Source organism: Actinomadura rupiterrae (genome assembly GCF_024172125.1).
Lineage (GTDB): Bacteria > Actinomycetota > Actinomycetes > Streptosporangiales > Streptosporangiaceae > Spirillospora > Spirillospora rupiterrae.
On sequence record NZ_JAMZEA010000004.1, the window covers coordinates 697,684 to 717,643 of the forward strand.

General features: G+C 66.9%; 15 protein-coding genes and 1 CRISPR repeat array. Of the genes, 2 read left to right on the top strand and 13 right to left on the bottom strand.

What is annotated here, in order from left to right:
• Positions 1-28: 28 nt before the first annotated feature.
• Positions 29-733 carry an HAD family hydrolase gene (locus FHU30_RS16260; RefSeq protein WP_253876606.1) on the top strand — a complete coding sequence of 235 codons (705 nt, stop codon included), beginning with the start codon at positions 29-31 and terminating at the stop codon, positions 731-733.
• Positions 734-735: 2 nt separating this feature from the next.
• On the opposite strand, the gene FHU30_RS16265 is transcribed toward FHU30_RS16260, so the two are convergent.
• The 5 genes from FHU30_RS16265 to FHU30_RS47080 form a co-directional block, all read right to left on the bottom strand.
• On the bottom strand, positions 736-2,478 hold the full coding sequence (locus FHU30_RS16265) for a hypothetical protein (protein ID WP_253876608.1): 1,743 nt from the start codon (positions 2,476-2,478) through the stop codon (positions 736-738).
• A 60-nt stretch (positions 2,479-2,538) separates the two neighbouring features.
• A complete protein-coding gene (locus FHU30_RS16270) occupies positions 2,539-2,871 on the bottom strand; it encodes a hypothetical protein (protein WP_253876610.1) in 333 nt (110 codons plus the stop codon).
• Between the two features lie 599 nt (positions 2,872-3,470).
• Entirely contained in the window at positions 3,471-4,706 is a 1,236-nt protein-coding gene (locus FHU30_RS16275) for an MFS transporter (RefSeq protein WP_253876612.1), read from the bottom strand.
• A complete protein-coding gene (locus FHU30_RS16280) occupies positions 4,703-6,502 on the bottom strand; it encodes a S9 family peptidase (RefSeq protein WP_253876614.1) in 1,800 nt (599 codons plus the stop codon). The genes FHU30_RS16275 and FHU30_RS16280 overlap by 4 nt, the downstream gene beginning before the upstream one ends.
• Before the next feature lie 47 nt (positions 6,503-6,549).
• Positions 6,550-7,530: a LuxR C-terminal-related transcriptional regulator gene (locus FHU30_RS47080; RefSeq protein ID WP_253876616.1), complete on the bottom strand. Its 981-nt coding sequence runs from the start codon at positions 7,528-7,530 to the stop codon at positions 6,550-6,552.
• A gap of 323 nt (positions 7,531-7,853) precedes the next feature.
• Here FHU30_RS47080 and FHU30_RS16290 point away from each other — a divergent pair, with 323 nt between their 5' ends.
• Positions 7,854-8,465 (top strand): hypothetical protein, encoded by a 612-nt coding sequence (locus tag FHU30_RS16290; protein ID WP_253876617.1) that lies wholly within the window; start codon positions 7,854-7,856, stop codon positions 8,463-8,465.
• Between the two features lie 728 nt (positions 8,466-9,193).
• Positions 9,194-11,517: a CRISPR direct-repeat array (repeat unit 30 nt; unit sequence GTTGCGAACCCTCGCAGGGGCGATGAGCAC).
• A gap of 148 nt (positions 11,518-11,665) precedes the next feature.
• On the opposite strand, the gene cas2 is transcribed toward FHU30_RS16290, so the two are convergent.
• The 8 genes from cas2 to FHU30_RS16330 form a co-directional block, all read right to left on the bottom strand.
• Positions 11,666-11,929: a CRISPR-associated endonuclease Cas2 gene (gene cas2, locus FHU30_RS16295; protein ID WP_253876619.1), complete on the bottom strand. Its 264-nt coding sequence runs from the start codon at positions 11,927-11,929 to the stop codon at positions 11,666-11,668.
• 9 nt (positions 11,930-11,938) lie between these two features.
• On the bottom strand, positions 11,939-12,919 hold the full coding sequence (cas1, locus tag FHU30_RS16300) for a CRISPR-associated endonuclease Cas1 (protein ID WP_253876621.1): 981 nt from the start codon (positions 12,917-12,919) through the stop codon (positions 11,939-11,941).
• Between the two features lies 1 nt (position 12,920).
• Positions 12,921-13,418, bottom strand: a complete 498-nt coding sequence (locus tag FHU30_RS16305) for a CRISPR-associated protein Cas4 (RefSeq protein ID WP_253876623.1) — start codon at positions 13,416-13,418, stop codon at positions 12,921-12,923.
• A complete protein-coding gene (gene cas3 / locus FHU30_RS16310) occupies positions 13,415-15,826 on the bottom strand; it encodes a CRISPR-associated helicase Cas3' (RefSeq protein ID WP_253876625.1) in 2,412 nt (803 codons plus the stop codon). The genes FHU30_RS16305 and cas3 overlap by 4 nt, the downstream gene beginning before the upstream one ends.
• Positions 15,827-15,843: 17 nt before the next feature.
• Positions 15,844-16,497 (bottom strand): CRISPR-associated protein Cas5, encoded by a 654-nt coding sequence (gene cas5, locus FHU30_RS16315; RefSeq protein ID WP_253876627.1) that lies wholly within the window; start codon positions 16,495-16,497, stop codon positions 15,844-15,846.
• A gap of 75 nt (positions 16,498-16,572) precedes the next feature.
• Positions 16,573-17,628: a type I-B CRISPR-associated protein Cas7/Cst2/DevR gene (gene cas7i / locus FHU30_RS16320; RefSeq protein WP_253876629.1), complete on the bottom strand. Its 1,056-nt coding sequence runs from the start codon at positions 17,626-17,628 to the stop codon at positions 16,573-16,575.
• Positions 17,625-19,082 carry a hypothetical protein gene (locus FHU30_RS16325; RefSeq protein ID WP_253876631.1) on the bottom strand — a complete coding sequence of 486 codons (1,458 nt, stop codon included), beginning with the start codon at positions 19,080-19,082 and terminating at the stop codon, positions 17,625-17,627. The genes cas7i and FHU30_RS16325 overlap by 4 nt, the downstream gene beginning before the upstream one ends.
• The gene (locus FHU30_RS16330) at positions 19,075-19,812 is read right to left on the bottom strand and encodes a CRISPR-associated endoribonuclease Cas6 (RefSeq protein ID WP_253876632.1); all 738 of its coding nucleotides are present in this window, start codon (positions 19,810-19,812) and stop codon (positions 19,075-19,077) included. Before FHU30_RS16330 ends, FHU30_RS16325 begins: the two co-directional genes overlap by 8 nt.
• Between the last annotated feature and the right edge of the window lie 148 nt (positions 19,813-19,960).

Consider the following 19,960-nt stretch of genomic DNA (forward strand, 5'->3'; position numbering starts at 1 on the left):
AACCTAAGCCGTCGAAGGGGCCCTCGACATGGCAAACCCGCCGTCGCCCGTCCGCCTGGTGCTCTGGGACGTGGACCACACCCTGATGGAGACCGGCGGAGTAGGCCGCGAAGTGTTCGCCGACGCGTTCGCCCAGGCCGTCGGGCAACCCATGGAACAGATGGCCGAGGTCAGCGGACGCACCGAACCCGACATTTTCCGCGAGACCGCCGAGCTGCACGGCGTCAAGGTCACAGCAGAGATGTTCGAGGCGTTCTCCGAGCACCTGGCCAAGGGCTACCGAGACCGCGTTCCCGAAATGCAGCAGCGCGGGCGGGCCCTACCGGGCGCAGCCAAAGCCCTAGCGGTCCTGGCGGAGGAGCCGGGTGTGGTGCAATCAGTTCTGACCGGGAACATCCGGCCAGTCGCCGAAACCAAGCTCGCCGCCTTCGGACTGGACGAACACTTGGACTTCGAGGCCGGCGCATACGGTTCGGACGACGCCGTCCGCCCGCGCCTGGTGGCCATCGCCCAAAAGCGCGCGGCGACCAGGTACGAGACGGCCTTTGACGCTACGACCACGATCCTGATCGGCGACACTCCTAGCGACATCACCACCGCCCACCAGGGCGGCGCCCGCATCATCGCCGTCGCGTCGGGCAAGAGCAGCGCAACCGAGCTCAGCTCGGCCGGAGCCGACGTCGTGCTGACCGACCTTCGCGACCTGGATCGCCTAATGGCGGGACTGGCGTGAGATCACAAGGCCGGGCCGCGGCCTTGCTTCTGCCTAGCTCCTCCCGAAGCTGCTGACATGGACAACGAGCCGCCCAAGATTGGCGGCGCCCAAGGCGCAGGCTGGTCGGCCATTGCCAGTGCGACCGGTTCAGGCGTCTCCTGATGCCTTGAGAGCCATGGGTGTTCTTCGGGATCGATGTGGCGGAGGTGGGCAGAGGCCGCGCCAGCAGCGTCCGCTTGGGCTCGACGGTGCTGAAGGCGGTGCAGATCGGTGATCGCCTCCATCAGTGCCAGGAGGGCGAGCGCCAGGGTGGTGGCGAGCTGTAGCGCGATGCTGTCGCCGGAGTCGGTGATTGCCAAGACGCGGGCGATGCTGCGAAGTCGGCTTCCCGCCGGTGTCGGCGCGGGCAGGCGGCCGAAGGGGGGACGCGCTGCACGATCATAGGCCTCGGCTGCCTGCCGAAGATGGCAGTTGCCGGTTACACGAGCGGCCGATCGAAGCACGTCTGCCGTAGCCCAGCAGGCATCACGGGCCGCGTAGGGATTGGTGACGGTATGGCGCCGGACCTCGGCGCTGGCAACCGCCGCTGCGCAGGCGGCGTCTTCATAGATTGCGCGGCGCTCGTCGGCCGACAGCTCGGTCGGCTCGCATCTGCGAGCAGAGCCGTCCTGCCAGGCGTCGGTCAACCGCTGCCACGAGCAGTCAGCACCGAGCCTTCCACCGGTGTACCAGGTGAGTTGGCCTTGAGCGTCGCGATGATCGGAAAGCGTGACCGCATACCCGGTGATCTGGCCGGAATCACGGGTGCTGTGTCGGGTGCGCACCATGATCCCGGCGGACTCAAGACGGGCCAGGAAATCGCCGACGGTCTGGGCTTGGTCCGCAGCCTTGCGGACGGCGGTCCGGAGATAGGCGCGGACGGTCCGCTCGTCCAGACCGCGTCCGGACACTGCCGGACCGGCAGACGACCAACGCGCGCGGAGCTTCGGCAGAGTCAGGTCAGCAGCCAGTTTTCCGCCGCCGTACCAGACAGGCGATCCGGCCGCAGTCCGGTAATCCGGCAGCGCGACCGCGTATCCGGTCACCTGGTCCGAACTCTGCTGGCTGTATCGATGTCGCACCAGGACTCCAGCTCCGCTCAGCAGCTCATAGAACTCTGACTCGCTCCGAGCGGCGGCCGCTGCTTCTTGGACGTGGCGCCGGAGCACGGACCGGGGATCTTCGGCCTGGCCATTGCGGCGCGCCTTCTCCTGCTCGCCTCGGGTGGCTCGCCGAGGCGCGGTCCGATCGGCCGGGGCGGTCCGCCGCAGTCCGAGTTCGTCCTCTGCTTCGCGGCAGCCTGCCCGGATGAGGTGCGCGTCGTTCCACACCTCCGGACGAACGCCATCTAGGCGCGCCAGGGTGGCCACCAGATGAATGTGATCGTCGGCGTGCCGGACCGCAATCCAGCGGACCGCGTCCGGATCGCCGTCCGGAGCGAGCCCGACCCGGTCCATGACCTGTTCTGCGATCCGAGCCCACTGCGAGTCGGACAGGATCGGGTCCTCAGGTGCTGCCCGCAGCGGCAGGTGCCAGATGGGCTTGTGGTAGTTCCGCTCCCCCAGCAGCTTCATCGGGTGAGTGAGCAGCGCGTCCAACCGAGAGATGTCTCGGCTGCCGTCGGGACGCTGGGGTGGTTCGAGTTGCCGCGGTTCGTCGAATCCGGCGACAAGGTGTACGTCTCGATGCTCGCCGTTGGTCCCGGGTCCGAACAGATACAGCAAGAGGCCCCTCAAGCGGGTCCCTCGGCGCGCCTTCCCGATCAAGTCCCGCCCTCCCCTTACTCAGGGCAGACGTCGGCAGATCTCGTCGGCCGCCTGATCGAGCTTGTCGACGGTACGGGCGCACGCTCTGGCGTAAGCGGCAAGCTGCTCGGTCAGCTCGCCCGAATACAGGGCCGCAACCGACTGGTTGAGATTCACGCCCAATCGGCGCACCTGTCCCCGTGCTTGGACCAGCTCTTTCAATAGCTCTCGCAACAGCAAGTGGTCCGTGGACGGCTCCCCGGATGCGTGGGCAAGCGCGGCTCGTGCAACGTACGCCCCCAGGGCCAGATGGTCACGTTCGGCCGCAGAAATCAGCACTGCGTGCTCGGCATCGGAGAGGTAGGCCAGCACCGACCGCGATCGGCGCGGCCGCTGGTGCGTGCGGGTGTTCCTTCTTGTCGCTGCCCGCTTCTTGCCTGCTGGACGAGGCCCTTCAGCCACTCACACCTCCAGCCAGATCGCGCCCGATCTGGCCGTTCTCGACGGTTGGACCGCGCCCGGTCCAACCCGAAAACGTTACGTTTTCCATTTCTTGCTTCGCGCCGGCAGCCCTCGTCCTACTGCGCTGCCTGGGTGCCGAGCCCGTATGGAAGCGCGGGACGGGCGGGCCGAAGCGGTCCTAGCAATTCATCGACACGGATGGGGCTGCGCCGCGGCCCTCAGCTATCCCCACGTCCCATGGGGTAGGCATCGAACCCGCTCACGGAAGTCGCAAGCGAACTGGAGGATGGGGTTATCGTCCGAAGTGTCGAGGTCGATCACGAAGGAACTCCCTGATCAGGTTGAGGTTGATCACCGGCTCCCTCCACTTCGGCTGACTACAGATGACAACCACTGGACTTAAGTAACGCGCTCTGCGCTCCATACTGCGCCAGCGACTACGAAGAGTCAAGAGCCGAGTTGGACGAGTAGCCACGCCTCCCTTCCCTGGCTCCCCGAGGGGAGGGTGACTACGGGACGGCAAGCAAGTCAGCTCGCGCTGCGTCCGGCTCTCCAGCCTTGGATGCTCCCGCCAGCAGAAGGAGTGTTGCCACGACGGTTGAGGCAAGGACACTTGCCGTGAGCACCAGGGCAGCGACGCCCGCGCCGTCGGCTTTGACGAGCGGGCCGACCAGGACAAGCGCGATGGGTGCGAGGGCGTAAGCGGGGACGAAGTTCCAGCCGTTCACGCGTGCGATCGTCTCGATGGGCAGGGCCTGCTGGAGCTGGGTGACCCATAGGACCATGTACACCGCTTTGACGACGCCCGAAACGAGCATGCTTGCGGCGATGACGGCTGAGGATGCGCTGAGACCAATGGCCAGCGGCGGCGCTCCTGCGAAGATCAGCAGTAGGACGGCGAGCCGGATCGGGTGGCGCGGCTTCCAGCGCACGGCGAGCAGTGCTCCGGCGACTGCCCCCAGCGCTTCGCAAGCACTCACGACTCCCCAGGTCTGGGCACCACGATGGGTGTCGTCCATGAAGACCGGACCGATGATCTCGACCAGGGTGGCGGTGGCGATGACGGCAGTGGTGAACTGCAGGGCCATCGCCCACATCCAGCGGTGGTCGGCGAAGTGTTTCCAGCCGGCGGCGAGTTCGGAGAGCGGCCCGGGCGTGGCCGTCCTGCGGCGGGTGATCTTCAGCCGGAGAAGCAGCGCGGCGCTGACCAGACACGCAGCGGCTTTGAGGATGGCGGCCGGCGCCGCACCGGCTGACGTGACGACCACGCCTGCTGCGGTCAGGCCGATCAGGGCACCGATGGCCTCGGTCTGCCCGACGAGCGCGTTCGCGCAATGCCGCTGGCCACTGGGCAGCAGGTCGGCGGTGATGCTCCGGACGGCGGGCATGAAGATGAAGTAGGTCGTTCCGGACACCAACGCGAGCGCGCACAGCAACGCCGTCGGGGTGTGACGGTTCAGCAGGCACACGCCGATGGCCACCCAGGTGAGGCTCGCGGCCAGTTCGGCCGCGGCCAGGACGTGGTGGCGTTTGAACCGGTCTCCCAGGAGGCCCCCGGCCAGGATGAGCAGTGCCGGGATGGCCTTGCAAGCCGCCACCATGGAGATCGCAGCGGCGCTATAGCCGTTGCTCTTCATGCCCCACACGAACGCGACCTGGCCGAAGCCCACTCCCGCCGAAGAGATGAGCCGTGAGGTCAGCAGCGGCGCCACCGCGGGGTTGGCGAATAGGCGAAGCGCGGTCACCGGCCGTCCTCGCCGAGGTGCTTGACGAGGAATGCAGCAGCTTCGGTGTAGGCGCGGATTTCGTTGGCTTGGATGGCGAACCCGTGGCCTTCGTCGGGGAAGACCTGGTAGTCGACGTGGACGTCGCGGCCTCGAAGCCGTTCGACGAGATTGTCCGATTCGGCGCGAGGAACGCGCGGGTCGCGGGCGCCCTGCAGGACCATCAGAGGGGCGTTGATGGCGTCGGCGTAGGTGATCGGCGAGTTGGCGAGCAGGCGTTCGGCGTCCCGCTCGGGATTGCCCAGCAGGACGTCGATGACGTTGCGCCAGGTCGGCGGAGCCTGGGTCGCGAGGGTGAGCAGATTGCTGGGGCCGCAGATCGACACGCCCGCAGCCCAGTCATACGGCAGGCGGGCCAGGCAGGACAGCGCAGCGAACCCGCCGTAGGAGCCACCGAACACCGCGATCCGGTTGGAGTCGAGGTCGGAGCGGGTGTGCAGGTACTGGACGGCATGGTCCAGGTCGGCCAGGTCGATGCCGCCCCAGTCGCAATAGATCAGCTTCTGGTAGGCGCTGCCGTAGCCAGTTGAGCCGGCGATGTTGGGCGCGAACACCGCGATCCCTTGGTGGAGCAGGTGCTGATAGAGCGCCGCGTAGCGCGGACGTTCCTGACCTTCGGGGCCTCCGTGGATCGACAGCAGCACCGGATGCGGTCCTGGCGTAGTAGGACGGTAGACGAACGCGTGCACCTCTCGTCCATCAGCCGTCGGATAGGTGATCGACTCCGGTCGTACCGGCGTGACCTTGTGCAGCGCAGGAGGCCGACCGTCGGTGAGGCGGCGCGGGGCGGCCTCGTCGAGATCCACGACCACGATCTCTTCCGGGTGCACGGGCGTGTCCAGCAGCAGCGCCGCCGTCCGCCCGTCCGGCGACAGCGTCAGCATCGAAACAACGCCGCTCGGCACCTCCGGCTGGGCAATCGTGTCCCCGCGCTGGACGTACAGGACCGACTGTCCGGCTTCGTTGACGGTCCAGGCGAGCGTCCCGTTAGCCGCGTCGAGCCCCTCGACGTCCCATTCGTAACGCGCGACCGGGCTCAGGCTGCCTTTCGCGATGTTGTAGAACGCCGCGGCGGTGTATCCCCACAGGTCGGTCAGCAGGTAGAAGCCGGAGGAGTCCGTCGCCCATGCCTGCGGCTCGAATAGGCCCTCGCCGTGCGTTGCCGTGACGCATTGCGGTTTGGTGTCCGAGCGGGTGAGGTCGATCAGATAGGAATCGGACTCGGTGTTGGAGCGCTCGCCCGCGACCAGCAGCCAGCGGGCATCCGGAGAGAAGGCAACAGGCGTGAATGCCACGTTCTCCTCCGGCTCGAAACGCTGCGTCTCGCCCGTGGCCAGGTCCCGGATCAGCAGATCCTGCACAGCGGGGTCACGATCATTAGCCGCATACAGCAGTCGGCGTCCCGCCTGGTCGAACGGCGTCGGCGCGAGGAGACGCTGGCACTCCGGGGCAGAGGCGAGCGTTGTCGGTTCGACATCGTCCAGGCCGATCTGGAAGAGAGCGAACTGCTCGTCACCCTCGTGGTCGGCAGTGAAGACGATGCCGGTCCCGTCCGGTGTCCAAGCGGCCTGGCGGACGATCCAGCCAGGCATCTGCGCGAGCTTGCGCGCTGAGCCGCCCTTGGTCGGTACTGTCCACAGCGCCGACCGACCGTCGGCGTTGCTGGAGTAGGCGATGTCGTCGCCTTCCGGCGAGAAGGCCAGGGTGCGCTGGAAGCGTTGGGCGGGAACGAAGTCCTGGTACTGGAACGAGGGCATGACGCTCCTGATGTTGGAAGAACAGCTACTGAGGTTGGAGTCGAGGGCTACTGGATCCAGCCGCGGCGGACGGCGGCAGCGCCGGCGGCGAAGCGTGAGGCAGCCCCCAACTCCTCGCGGATGAGGCTGAAGCGCCGCCGGACGGTCGTGGTGCTGATCTTCAGACGGCGTGCGATGGCGTCGTCGTCAGCCCCCTGGGCCAGCAGCTCCAGCACGGCGCGCAGGTCTTCGCTGAGCGGGTTGTCAGGCCGCACGGCCCCGATCGGAGTCGCTCGCTCCCACAGCAACTCGAAGTACTCCCGCAGCGCCCCGACGATGACCGGCGAACGAACGACGACCGCGCCTGTCATCCCCGTCGGCCCGAGCGGGAGAAGCGCCACGCTCGCATCGACGAGCTTCATCTTCATCCCGATGCCCGCCAGCAGCCGGGATTCCTCGCCCAGCTCGGCGGCGCCAGCGATGTTCTCCGCGACGACGGGATGCTCGGCAAAGCGGCTTTCGTAGATGGTGCGACACCGCACCCCGCTCCGCAGGGCGGGCGGCGGAGCGATGACCATGGTGTCGTCGATCGGACGGTCGGTCACGTAGTTCTCCAGCGTCAGCCAGTCACGCCTAGCCGCGTTCACGAGAACCCCCGACAGCCGCGTGATCTCCTCCGGCTCGGTGACGACCTGGATCAGCCCACGGGACTTGTCCTGCTCGCTCTCGCCCGTCGATGGGGCGGGGACGTAGTCGATCAGCCGCCGATGGCCAGCGAGAAAGCGCTCATGCTCACCACTCAGCCGCTGGTTCATCTCGGCCAGCACCGCCTGGAGCGCCAGGTGCGGCGGCGTCGGAATCAGCCGCGGCGCCTCCCCGGGCTCGGGTGCTTCAAGGGCCATCCCCCGGTCGAGCAGGGCCGTAACAACTTCCGCCGGTCCCAAAGTCTCCGGCACCCGCTTGGAAGAGCATCCCCGCTCTTCCAGCAACACTCGGTAGGCGCGATACAGCTCGTCCGGAATGATCCCTTCCAGCAGTTGCTCGGCCACCTCAGGTCCGTCTCCCACATCACTTCCTTAACGGTTGGCGACTATGTCGACACGAAGAGTAACAGGGCACGACGCGGCTGAGCGTTTCTCACCAGTGACCGGAACTGATCACCTCAACCGGCACCAGCCCGAACCGCCCAGGAACCCATGATCAACAGGCTCTCGGGCCACTCCTGACACCCTGCGGTCAGCGCTCCAGCGAGACCACTTCCTGTCTTGAGGATTTTGGGCGTGGCGTCTGACCAGGCCGTTCAGCTTCCATCAGGGCAATCGTTCAACGACAACAAGGAGACCCCATGCGCAGGCAAACTCGGGACGACATCATGATCGACCTCACCCGGGCACCGGACTACGCCAATCACCCGCTCCCCAGGCCAAGGAGAACGGCCCCCCATCGCCTCACCAGCACGGACGGCGACCGCAGACTGCCCGCCCAGCGGCTGCTTCACAGCATCGCCCGGCCGCTCCACTGCGGAGTCACTGGTCCCTTCACCATCGACTGGCTTCGTGCGGCCTTCCTGGAAGCCCTCATCGAAGACGAACGCCTCCCCGACGTCGTCACGACCCAGCAGGACCTGAGCCTCATGTTCCGCGATCACCAGGCCGAATTCCACAACGCCCTCGGGGACCGGCTCCACGTCTTCCCAACCTTGGAGGATTCGGTCGAGCACCTCGAAGCCAAGGCCGATGACATCCGCGCGGGCCACACCGCACCGATCACCGTCTGGATCACCACACCTGGGGACCACACCGACGTCATCCACCAAACAATCGAGTACTGGAGCGGCCTCGACCTGATCGCCCTGCTTCGCGGCCACTGGCCCCACGGCCCCAACCGCCACCCACGCCCCGCCGCCTGGCCCGCCACATCCACCCAAGAATTCGACATACCGCCGGTAGCGGAGGCACTCACAGCCCTACAGCGGCAGAGGTAGCCTCGTCCGAGGCCAGCGAGCATGAGCAACCGAGCTCCAGCAAGCTGGCCTCGAAGAGGAACGCCTGTGTCTCAACACCAAAGGCAAGCAGCAAGCGAGAGTTCAAACACCGACAATCGCCGACAGCCTCGTCATGTGAACTTGTGAACCCGCAGGCCGCAAAGTGTCGTCCCCGCGCCCGCGGGGGTGGTCCGGCTTTGGGGTCCGGTGCGCCACCACCGGACCCGTCGTCCCCGCGCACGCGGGGGCAATCCGAGAACGCTGACGCCCCACTACACCACGCAGGGGTCGTCCCCGCACGTGCTGTAGTTCAGAAGGAGCCGACCGACTCGTCGCGCGGCCGCTTGGCCGACCTGCACACCGAGATCGGCCTCGGATGGGCGCGTTGGCCGGATCGACCACGCGCCCGTCTTTCTGGTCTCTCCGTACGCGCGACCTCTCGGGTGGACGGATAACGCCCACGTTTGTCCTTCGAGAACAACCATCGCCAATCAGCCTGAGCGCTCCGGTTACGTTAAGTAACTGCCTTGCGGTCATCGTTGCGTGGCGGCTCCGGCCCTCTGGTGGGCACATCGTGGGCACGGACTGTCAATGGAGATGGCCGACAGCGGTGTACCTAGTGGACTGTTGAACTGGGAAAACGGGAAATTGGAGGACCGCAAATCATGACGTAGTACCGGTCACAGAGAGCTGGTCGGCGGATCCCCGGATCCGGGGGAGCCGATCAGGTTGCGAACCCTCGCAGGGGCGATGAGCACCCGCTCGTCCGGCTGCTGGGCCGACGGCTTCCGCCGGTTGCGAACCCTCGCAGGGGCGATGAGCACCGGATGGGCCGTCTCGTGGCTGCCCGACCGCGTCCTGTTGCGAACCCTCGCAGGGGCGATGAGCACCCGGGACGTGCAGCCGCAGGGGCATTCGGTCGTCCGTCGGGTTGCGAACCCTCGCAGGGGCGATGAGCACTCCGTCGGCACCACCGCCGGAACCGTCGCCGCCGGCGAGTTGCGAACCCACGCAGGGGCGATGAGCACACGTACAGGTTGTCGCCACTGTTCTGCCCGGTCGTCGCGTTGCGAACCCTCGCAGGGGCGATGAGCACCAGGACCCCAACCGCTTCCAGATCGCCTTCGTCCACGCGTTGCGAACCCTCGCAGGGGCGATGAGCACGACCGCGGAACCTTCTACCACCAGTCCCAGTGGATGTTCCGAACCCTCGCAGGGGCGATGAGCACTTGGCCGCGGCTTCGCCGGCCTGCCTGAACGCTTCGCGTTGCGAACCCTCGCAGGGGCGATGAGCACGCGCGTCCGGGACGGAGACGACGACGGTGAACCCGTCGTGTTGCGAACCCTCGCAGGGGCGATGAGCACATGGACCTGCTCACCCCACCCGACGCGCACGAACGCAAGTTGCGAACCCTCGCAGGGGCGATGAGCACCGAGATCCAGGTCGGCGCCGACACCGCCCGCGCGTGTTGCGAACCCTCGCAGGGGCGATGAGCACACTACGGCATCGGGCGCGGAGCCAATACCTTCGGATTGTTGCGAACCCTCGCAGGGGCGATGAGCACTCGGCGGTCTGCATGGATGGCCGCCGCCCCATCACGTTGCGAACCCTCGCAGGGGCGATGAGCACCCGGCTCGGGCCGCGGCTTCTCGGCGGACTGCATCATCCTGTTGCGAACCCTCGCAGGGGCGATGAGCACCCTACGTCTTGTGGGCGGACGACCCGGTGGGGTTCGTGTTGCGAACCCTCGCAGGGGCGATGAGCACGCGTCGCCGTTGGGAACGAGCCGATGTACGACTTCGGGTTGCGAACCCTCGCAGGGGCGATGAGCACAGTTGAGGCAGGTGGTGCCCCAGTTGGCGGCGGATTGTTGCGAACCCTCGCAGGGGCGATGAGCACCCAGCGCCATCGCATGCGCCTGCTTCGGCGTGACCAGGTTGCGAACCCTCGCAGGGGCGATGAGCACGCGTTCACGGTCCTGTCCGCGCTGATCTCCACCTCCCAGTTGCGAACCCTCGCAGGGGCGATGAGCACGGCAGGAAGCGGTTCGGGCCAAGTGACCCCGTCCAGGTTGCGAACCCTCGCAGGGGCGATGAGCACTTCGGCCAACTCGCCACCGCGATCCCCCGCGGCATGTTGCGAACCCTCGCAGGGGCGATGAGCACCCCGTGGCTGCCGCTGATCACCACGACCCCGCCACGTGTGTTGCGAACCCTCGCAGGGGCGATGAGCACCACGCGATCGTCGAGCCGACCGCCGAGGAAACCGCCGCGTTGCGAACCCTCGCAGGGGCGATGAGCACCGACGCGCGAGGAACGCGCGGACGCGTTGACGTTCATGTTGCGAACCCTCGCAGGGGCGATGAGCACCGGCGACCGGATCTCGGTCCTGTCGGCCGTGCTGGAGCGGTTGCGAACCCTCGCAGGGGCGATGAGCACTACGGCGCCGAGGGCCGCGACGCCGTCAAGGTGTACAGGTTGCGAACCCTCGCAGGGGCGATGAGCACCGGACGATCGGCGACCTGACCGACACCCACGCCACCGCGTTGCGAACCCTCGCAGGGGCGATGAGCACCCACGGCGGGCACCACCGCTCTCCCAGCCACCCCTCCACGTTGCGAACCCTCGCAGGGGCGATGAGCACCTCGCGATCCACGCAGGCAAGAGTGCCGGGTACTGCGAGTTGCGAACCCTCGCAGGGGCGATGAGCACCGTGAGATGACCGGCCCGGATCACCTGTTTGTGGCTGCGTTGCGAACCCTCGCAGGGGCGATGAGCACCGTCCAGGCCCAGGCGCGATGGACGCTGTACCAGTACGCGTTGCGAACCCTCGCAGGGGCGATGAGCACCCCTTGGGTGTCCGGGCCGGTCCCCGGGCTCGGGCTCGGGTTGCGAACCCTCGCAGGGGCGATGAGCACCTGGGCCGAGCGCGTCCCCGACGTGGCGCGTCCGGTCACGTTGCGAACCCTCGCAGGGGCGATGAGCACCACGAGCGCGGATGGCGCCCACCCAAGACACTCATGTTGCGAACCCTCGCAGGGGCGATGAGCACCCCCACAGTAAAGCCGCAGGTGGCGGCCGGTGTGGGCGGAGGTTGGGTGGCGACTTTTGCAGCGATCCGCCGGTTGTGCTGTCGAGCCCGGCGTGTCGCTGAAAAATGCTTGATCAACTTTGTTCCGGCGACCGGTAGCTAGTGGGACTTACAGGATATCGGTGGGGGCAGGTTCAGCGGCGCCCCAGGCGTGGCGGATCGGTGTTGTTCCTGGTGGAAAGGTGTAGACGATGACGTTGTCGTAGCTGAGGTCCAGGAGGGTTTCGACCTCTGATTGGAAGCGACGTAGTTGAGCTGGGCTGACCTGGCCTTCGAAGACGCTCCGCTGGACGTGGTGCAGGTATTTGCGGCAGGTCCGCAGGATGCGGGGGTTGCGTTCGGCTGCGGTGTCGTAGACGACGATGACGTGCACGGCGTGACTTCACCACCAGATCCGGAAGGGTTTGTAGGGAGTGCCTTCGAGACATCGCCGGGTCAGCGCGAGTGCGTCGAGGTAGAGGAGTTCGTCGTAGGCGACGGCGCGGCCAAGGGTGCGGTGAGCGACGGTGACGGCGAGTTCATCGCGGACGGCCTGGACGGTGAGTTTGCGGCCGCTTTCGCTGAGCATGGCCTGGTTGGTCTCACTGTCGAAGTGGTGCTCCTTGAGTTGGTTCCGTGCGGCCATCCGCAGGATTAGCCGCTCGGCGAACAGCGGTTTGAACATCTCGGAGATGTCGAGGACCAGGGAGTGGCGCTGGCGTTCCATGCTGCTGTGCAAGAAGGCGATGCCGGTGTGCAGAGGCGTCAGCCGCAGTGCCGTGAGGGTTCGGGCGTAGATGATTCCGTTCACGTAACTGATGAACGCGTTGCCGGCGTTCTTGGGTGGGCGGCGGCTGCGACCGCCGAGTTGGAGCCAGTCGGGGAGTTTGGTGTCGAGAACCTCCCATGCGGAACGGCGGAACGTGCCCTCGATGCCCATGAGATGGGCGGAGTTCTCGGCTGATTCGAGGCTCTTCTGCAGAACGTCGTATGGGCGGGCGAGGAGTTTTCGGTCGATGATGCGGCGGGCGTTGAAAGCGGTGGAGCCGACGATGCTGCGGGCGATCTGGAGTGCGGCTTCGGGGTTTTCGGCGAGTCGGGCTTGGGCGAGGACGGTTTCGCCGGACGTGCTGGTTTCGGAGGTGAGAAGTGACCCCGCATAGTCGCCGTAGTAGCTGAGAAGGTGGACGTTGATGCGGTGGCGGTTGAGAAGCGCGACGACGGAGGTGTTGATGTCGGTTTCGGCGCAGGCGACGATGTCGCGGACGTCGGTGATAGGGATGTGGACTTTGCCGGCGGATTCGCGTTCGATGACTAGTGATTCGTCTTTGCGACGGATCCGGCAGGGGCTGGTGAGCCAGTAGGTGCGTGCGGCGGCAGGCATGTCACTCCGTCCAGCAGTAGTCGGTGAAGCTGCATCCGCGGCAGGCGGAGCGGGCCAGGCGGGGCGGCGAGGTGAGGGCCGCAGCGACGCTGAGAATTTCGGCGATGTCGTTCTGCGCTTGTCGGGCGGCTTCGGCTGTGTAGGGGTGGCGATGGGTGCGGCGGGTTTTGGGGTAGTGCAGGATAGCGCCTTGGGCGATGATGCCGATCTGTTCGAGGCGGTAGCAGTAGTGCTGTCCTTGTGCCTGGTCGGCTGGTGTCGGCCGTGTGGATGACTTGACTTCGTGGACCCAATGCTGGCCGTCGATGAAGTCGAGTTTGGCGGCGCCGAGGTCGATGGGGCTGCTGCGGGTATAGGAGGTCTCGTGGACGGCTTCGCCGAGTTGAACGGTGCCGCTCAGGTGTTCGGGGCGGATTCCGCGCAGGTAGAGCCAGAGCTGGCGGCGGCAGTGGTAGAGGTACTTGATGTGTACGCCGCCGATATCATCCGCATCGATCAAAGGATTTCCCCCGGTTCATAAGAGTGCCGTACATCGCGATGTACGGTTTGCAGGCCGAGACGCGGATCGTACTCGGCGTCGATGATGCGGACTTTGAGATTCTTGTCGTAGGCTCCGAGGCCCATGCACCATCCCGGGAGAGGAATGAGGTACTGGTCGGCATACAGGCGGCCCGTAGTCTTGTTGGCTCCCTGATCCAGGGAGGCCTTGTACTGGTCGCGGTCCGCCGAGAGGATTGCTTCGGTTCCGTCGAATTGCTCGTCGAACGTTTTTGCGAGGTCGGAGCGGTCGTCGAAGGGGTGCAGGAATTCCAAGAAGGCTTGTTCGAACTGGTGCCGGTGGTGGTTCACTCTCTCGGCCCATTCTCGGCCCCAGGGACTGCTGTAGATCTCGTCGAGCCACCCGGTGATGACTTGTTCGTTGATGGTCCGTCCGTCGTGGCGGGTGAGGATGTCCCAACCGTGCAGGGTGGGCTCGGCTTCGTAGACGCCGTCGGCCCATAGGTCGTCTCCGCCGCCGCGCCGGGTGGAGTAGGCGGGTTGATGGACGACGACTGGGGCGGGGGGCAGCGTGCCGAGCCGGTTGGTTCTGCCGAAGCGCTGGACGAGGGCTTCGAGGTCGGCGGCCGAGGTGTGACAGGCGTCGAGATCAAGGTCGAGGGAGACTTCGAGGGCTTGTGTTCCGACCAGCAGGCCTGGCCGGCGGGGTCTTCCGCTCGCGAAGCGTTCCTGGATGGCGCTTTCGATGGCGGTCCGGTCCATGCGGCGGTACCGCGAGTGCAGGAGGTGCGCGGAGTCATCGCCGTGGAGCTCGATGCAGTAGGGCCCAAGTGTTTGGTGGAGCGTGATCGCATCGCGGACGTTGTTGGCCACGACCAGGACGGACTGGCCGTCGGCGAGCCGTTGGCGTATCTCGTCGAGGGATGGTTCGTCGGTGACGTGAGCTTGGCGGATGTGGAGCCGGTGGCGAATCGGCGCGTGGTTCTCTGGTGGTGGTTCGACCAGTGCTGTACGGCCGTCGAGGGCACGCGTGACCAGGTCTGCGAGGACGGTGGGCATGGTCGCCGAGAGCACGGCGATGCGTCCGCCGAGGCGGTGCCAGAAGCTCATGATGGCGAGGATCATGCCGAGGCGGCGGGCGTCGTAGGCGTGCAGCTCGTCCAGAATGAAGATCGAGTTGGCGCTGTCGGTCAGGATGCTGGAGTGCACTGGTCCCGCGAGCGCGCCTCGAAGCAGTTGGTACGGGGTGCCGACGCGCAGGAGTTCGCGGAAGTTCTTGGTGGCTTCAGCGCGGGAATGAGCTTTGCCCGCGGCGTCGACCGGGTCGGTGTCGTCGTCGGGGCATCCCTCGGCGAGCGACCGCGCGAGATGGTACGAGGCTGCTCTGGAGTGGGCGACGCCGATTCCATCGGGCGAGTTCAGATCTTCGCCGAGACGGCCGGTCATGGCGTTGATGCTGGCCAGGTAGGGCAACAGGTAGAAGACGCGGGGATTGCCATTGGTGCGGGCCGCCAGGTCGTCGATTTGGGTCGCCGCCCATAGGAGGACCGCCTCGGTTTTGCCGCTCCCGGTCCAAGAGCGCAGGAGGAGGTTGCCGTTGGTGCAAGCGGCTTGGCGTTGTTGTGGCCGGAGCGTGTGGCCTTGGGTGGCTAGCCGTTCTGCCAGGTGGGCGGCGTAGCTTCTGTCCAGAGGGTGGTGGGTGTGCAGCGAGGCGTGCGCCGAGGAGAGGTGGTCCGCCATGGTGACTGCGCCCAGCAGCAGGACGGCCGTTGCGCCGCTGGCATCGCCGCGCGGGAGTGGCCATTCCCATCGCTTCATGACGTTCTGGAATAGTTGGTGAGCGGCGTCGGTCAGTTGCCGGACATCGGTTCGCGGTGCGGTCTCAGGGAACGGCAGCCCGTGCCGCCGTCCCGTGGCATGTAGCCACGCCATGAGGTCGACGAGTTGTTCAGAATCGGCGAGGGTGAACTTGCCGGCGAAGTCTTCGGCCTTGTCGTCGCCGTACTGGGTGAGCAGCGGGAGTTTGGACGAACCTTCGAGGCCGGAGGTGAACGAGCGATGGTGGCCGGCGACCGCTGCGGCGACCCAATCACGGTGTTCAGGCGGCAGGCCCGCGAGGAGCAGGTGCACGAATCCCAGAGACAGCACCTCGTGTCGTTCGCCCCAGATGGCCTGCTTCTGTTGGGAAGGGTTACCGATCATGCGCTGGAAGCCGTCCGGCAGCTTCCCGGTGTCGTGGAGCAGCGCGGCGAGCGCCGCCCACGTCCAGAACTCGGTCGGCATGCCCGGGATGTCACCGACCCGGGCGCGGATCTGCTGAACGGCTTGCAGGGTGTTGAGCAGGTGGCTGATCAGCAGCTCACCGGGCACTCCCGGCGTGGTGGAGCTTTTGGCGCGCAGGTCCTTCACGTCGGTGCTCCGCGGGTTCAGACGATCGGTGCCAACTGGTGCGGATGGACGGGCGGGAGGATCGCGACGGCGTAGCCGTGCCTGGTGGCGAGCCCGGTGTCGATTTCGGTGTGGGCGCCGGCCGGGGCGTACCGGTAGTCGTCCCAGGTGAAGCGGGCGCGGTCGTCGGAGATGACAGTCGTCAGCCGCATCGCAGTACCGGCTGCGTTCGGCACTTCGAACGGGACGAGGGAATGGCCCTGGCGTCCGCTGGATGTGGTCAGCTCGATGTGGCGAGTGGTGGCGGCGACCAGGTCCTGGCTGCGGCCGAGTCGAAGTGGCCAGACCGGACGGCGGATCGCGCGGGCCCACAGGTCGGTGTCCTCGGTGAGCCATACCGTCAGCGTGACGAGGGCCAGGAAGTCGCGGTCCTTGATGGTGACGTTGGTCGGGGTGCCGGGGCCGCCGAGCGGGTGGTAGGTCTCCAGGTCTTGGCCCGAGCCGGCGGCGTGGAACGTCATGGCGAACCGGGTGTGCAGGGGCACTCGCTCCCATCCTCCGGCGGCGGCGGCGAGCATTCCGCCGACGGTGGACGGTGGTGGGCAGGGCAGCCCGACCTGCAGCCCGTCGTAGAGCGGGTTACGGAAGCTGACGACCGGCGCGGTGACGGTCACTTCCAGGGCCTCGGGCATGGTGGTGCTCCTTGCAGGCGAGCGGCGCAGATAGCGAAAACTCCCCTCGAAGGGGCGATGAGCGACGCGGTCGCGCTACTGCGGGTCGTCGAACCAGGAGTCGTGGTCACCGGCTTCAATTTCGTCGGCCAGGGCGTTCAGCACGGTCCGGGGGTGGCCGAGGACGAGCCGCTCCTTCTTGATCAGGTCGGCGAGGTCGCTGCCGGCACGGTCGCGCTGGCTGCCCAGGAATCCTGGGGCCCAGCCGATGCGGACGGGCCCATCCAGTTCGTCGGCCCACGCCTCGATCTCCTCGCGCAGGACGTCGGCGTCGAAGTACGTCGCCTTCTCGCGCTCCCGTACGACCCTGGTGAACGGGTTGGTTCCGCCCTTGATCGGCGCGAGGATCACCAGGCCGGGCGTGCGGTCACCGTAGTGGGCCGACTGCTTGGCACCGCCCTTCACCATCGCCATCGTCCGCAGGAGCACCGCGACCCGACGGCGCCGCTCGCCGATCGGCAACCGCACGCACTGCACGTCGCGCAGGACGATCTCGCTGCCGCCCTTCTCGACCACCTCATCGGCCAGGCCGCCGGGCAGCGCGGCCTTGCTGGTCCTGCCGCCGATCTCGAACGTCCCGACGCGCGGCAGGTCGAGGAGCAGGTCACCGGCCAGGTCCGCGGTGTACATCTCGTGCTCGTGGATGACGGGATGCGTTCCGGGCTCGAAGTCGCGGCTCATGGTGCCGAAGTCCATGACCGGCTTGCTCGGCACGACCGAGACCAACGTGCCGGTCGCCAGCACCGTGTCGCGCATGAACGTCTTCGACTCGCCCCTCTTCGCGCCCGTCTCGTCCGCCTTGACCGCGATCATGTAGCCGAACAGGTCGTCGTCCAGATAAAGGTCAGGACGGCCGCGGGTGTAGGCCTGCTGCTTCTTGCCCTCCCCGCTGCGGATCACCGGCGAGGTCGGCTCGCCGGCCGGCAGGCTCTCCCGCAGCCACCGGCGGCACGCCTGCGCCGACACATACGGGTACCTGTCCCCCCGGCCGACCGTGAACTGCTTGACCATCCCGCGGTTGTCCTCGCCCCGCCCGTTGTTTGGCGCCCCGGCCTTGATCTGCAGGATCTGCTGTCCCACCAGGAACGTCACTGTTCCGCCCCTTCCTCCTGGTCGCCGCCGGCAGCGTCGGCCAGATCCTTGATCTCTTGGAGTTCCTCCTGCGAGCCCTTCGGCTCCCAACCCGTCTCCGCCAGCGCCTCCAGGACGGCGAAGACCAGCAGTCGCCGCCAAGACCAGGACCGCTCGTCCTCGAACAGCAGCCGGTACTCCTGCACCGGCAGCAGGACCGGCGGGGTGTCCTTGGGCCGCGGGAACAGCAGCCAGTCCACGCCCTTGGAGCGGAACCAGCCGTACAGGTTCCCGCCCTTGCCGTTGGCGCGGATGAAGTCGCGGAACGGGCCCGGACGGCTGTCCTGCCCGAGCAGCGCGGCCAGCCGGCGCGCCAGTTCCTTGATCCGTTCGACGTCCTTGTCGTCCATGGTCAGCACCTCACGGCAGTAGGAGTACAGGAGCGGGGCCAGCACTGTCGTCTCGGCGGGAATGAGAACGGCCGCTGAGATCCGGCTCAGGACGTGACCGATCGCGAAGTCCAGAACTTGCGTCGGCTGAGTGAACGCCCGCTTGGCCAAAAACGCCTCTCCTGGAACCTGCTTGGTCCCCTGAGTCGCGACCAGCGCCGGATATCCGGCGCGACGCTTGGAGTCCTTGTTCGCGGACCGGAGCCATTCGGCGACCGGCTGACTCAACTCCTGAGCCGCGTAGAGCTGCTCCTTGTTGGAGTTGGACAACACGATCAACTCCACACCGGCGGTGATCCGCTGGCTGTAGGCGCGCACCGCTTGCAGCACCCACAGCTCACGCGCGTACGGGCCGGGCTTCTGCTTCTTGGACGGCCCGGCAGAAGCCTGACGCAAGGTCCGGCCAACCGTCGTCGCGGTCATCCTCGCAAGGAACGCGTCGTCCCAGGAATGCATCAGCGCGGCCCGACCGCCCGACAGCGACGCGCCATACGGAAAGGCCCACAGGCTGGCGACACACGGGTAGCACAACGGCGTGCCCTCGTGGCCGGGCGCAGTGGTGTTGCGGTGCGCGACGCTCGCCCCCAGCGGAATGTCGACCTTCCCGTACCAGTCGCAGGCCGGCCGCCCGCAGTACGCACACGGCACCCCCGGCCAGCCCGCCGGATCCGGATACGCCCGCCACTCCCGGATCAGCCGCTCTCGCTCCGAGGAAGACTGCTTGCCACGCGCGGTCGGATTCAGCTTCGAGTTCGGCCACAGCAAGTAACTGGCTCCGAGCCAGAATCCGCCCACATCGGTGGCCTTCGCCGCTCGAACTGTTTCCACGAGATGGCCCGTCATCTGGTCGACCGTCTTGAGGAGAACCTCACCCGTCACCTTGCGGGGATGGTCCGCCTTGGCGAGCGCCGCCAAGGCGAACGCCCCCACACGCTGCAACGGACTCGCGGTCAACACCAGGACCCCTGAATCGGCCGAGCCCTTGGACGCAATCGTCCCCGAGACATCCGATGCGGTGTCAGGCACCGATCCAGCCCATCCCCGTACTGTTGGCCTGTCCCAGCCCCCAGGAGTGCAGCGCCGAAAGCGTCTCCGGCGCACCGGAAACCATGACCTCGACGCAGGCACCCGGCTTCTTCCCGCCCCCGCCGCTCCCCACCGTGAACGAGCGCTTCGGCCCGACCCACCCGATGTTCTCCAGGGTGACGTCCGGATCCAGACTCAGGGACTCCGCCTTGCGTCGCAGGTTGTTCTGCACGTAGACGTCCCACTCAGGCTCGCCCGGAAGACACCACGCCTGCCGACGCACGCGAGCACCGGACTCATCACGCCCCGAGCTCTTCATCACCACGGGCGTCTCGGTGCGGAAGACCGCCTTCCCGGTCTCGAACTTCGGTGCCTCCACCGGCTCGACCTTGTCGACGATGAACGCGGTCGCTCCCCACGCCAGCACAGGGATCGACGCCAGCGCCTTCGCCCACCCCTCGACCACCGCGATCAGCGGACTCCCGAACTCCACGATCCCGGGACCATCGGTGGCGTACACACCGCGCCGCCGCCGCGCCGCAGGAAACACCGGCGCGCCATACCCGAACGGCACCAGCCCGTGCGGCCCCCAACCGTCCTTGTGAAGAGCCTTCCCCAACTCGGGCGCGCCCCGCTCCAGCAGCGCGTACAACAGCGCCCGGCCAGGAGACAGCACGTCATCCCACGGCAGCTCCTGAGCCCCCGTATGGAAGGTCACTCGCAAACGCATCGCACCCCGTCCTTCCTCGTCCATCGGTAGCGGGCGGTGACATGAACCTTCAGCGAGTACAGATGGACGGCCTTTGTCAGACCCGCCTGCAAGCGTGAGTCCCATCTGACTCTCCGCTCACGTCTCGGGACGGTACGGGCCTCCCGAT

Bases quoted from the DNA above. Each gene is read 5' to 3' on its own strand.
- FHU30_RS16260 (WP_253876606.1), top strand. From the start codon at position 29: ATGGCAAACCCGCCGTCGCCCGTCCGCCTGGTGCTCTGGGACGTGGAC.
- FHU30_RS16280 (WP_253876614.1), bottom strand. From the start codon at position 6,502: ATGCCCTCGTTCCAGTACCAGGACTTCGTTCCCGCCCAACGCTTCCAG.
- FHU30_RS16290 (WP_253876617.1), top strand. From the start codon at position 7,854: ATGATCGACCTCACCCGGGCACCGGACTACGCCAATCACCCGCTCCCC.
- cas1 (WP_253876621.1), bottom strand. From the start codon at position 12,919: ATGCCTGCCGCCGCACGCACCTACTGGCTCACCAGCCCCTGCCGGATC.
- cas5 (WP_253876627.1), bottom strand. From the start codon at position 16,497: ATGCCCGAGGCCCTGGAAGTGACCGTCACCGCGCCGGTCGTCAGCTTC.
- FHU30_RS16330 (WP_253876632.1), bottom strand. From the start codon at position 19,812: ATGCGTTTGCGAGTGACCTTCCATACGGGGGCTCAGGAGCTGCCGTGG.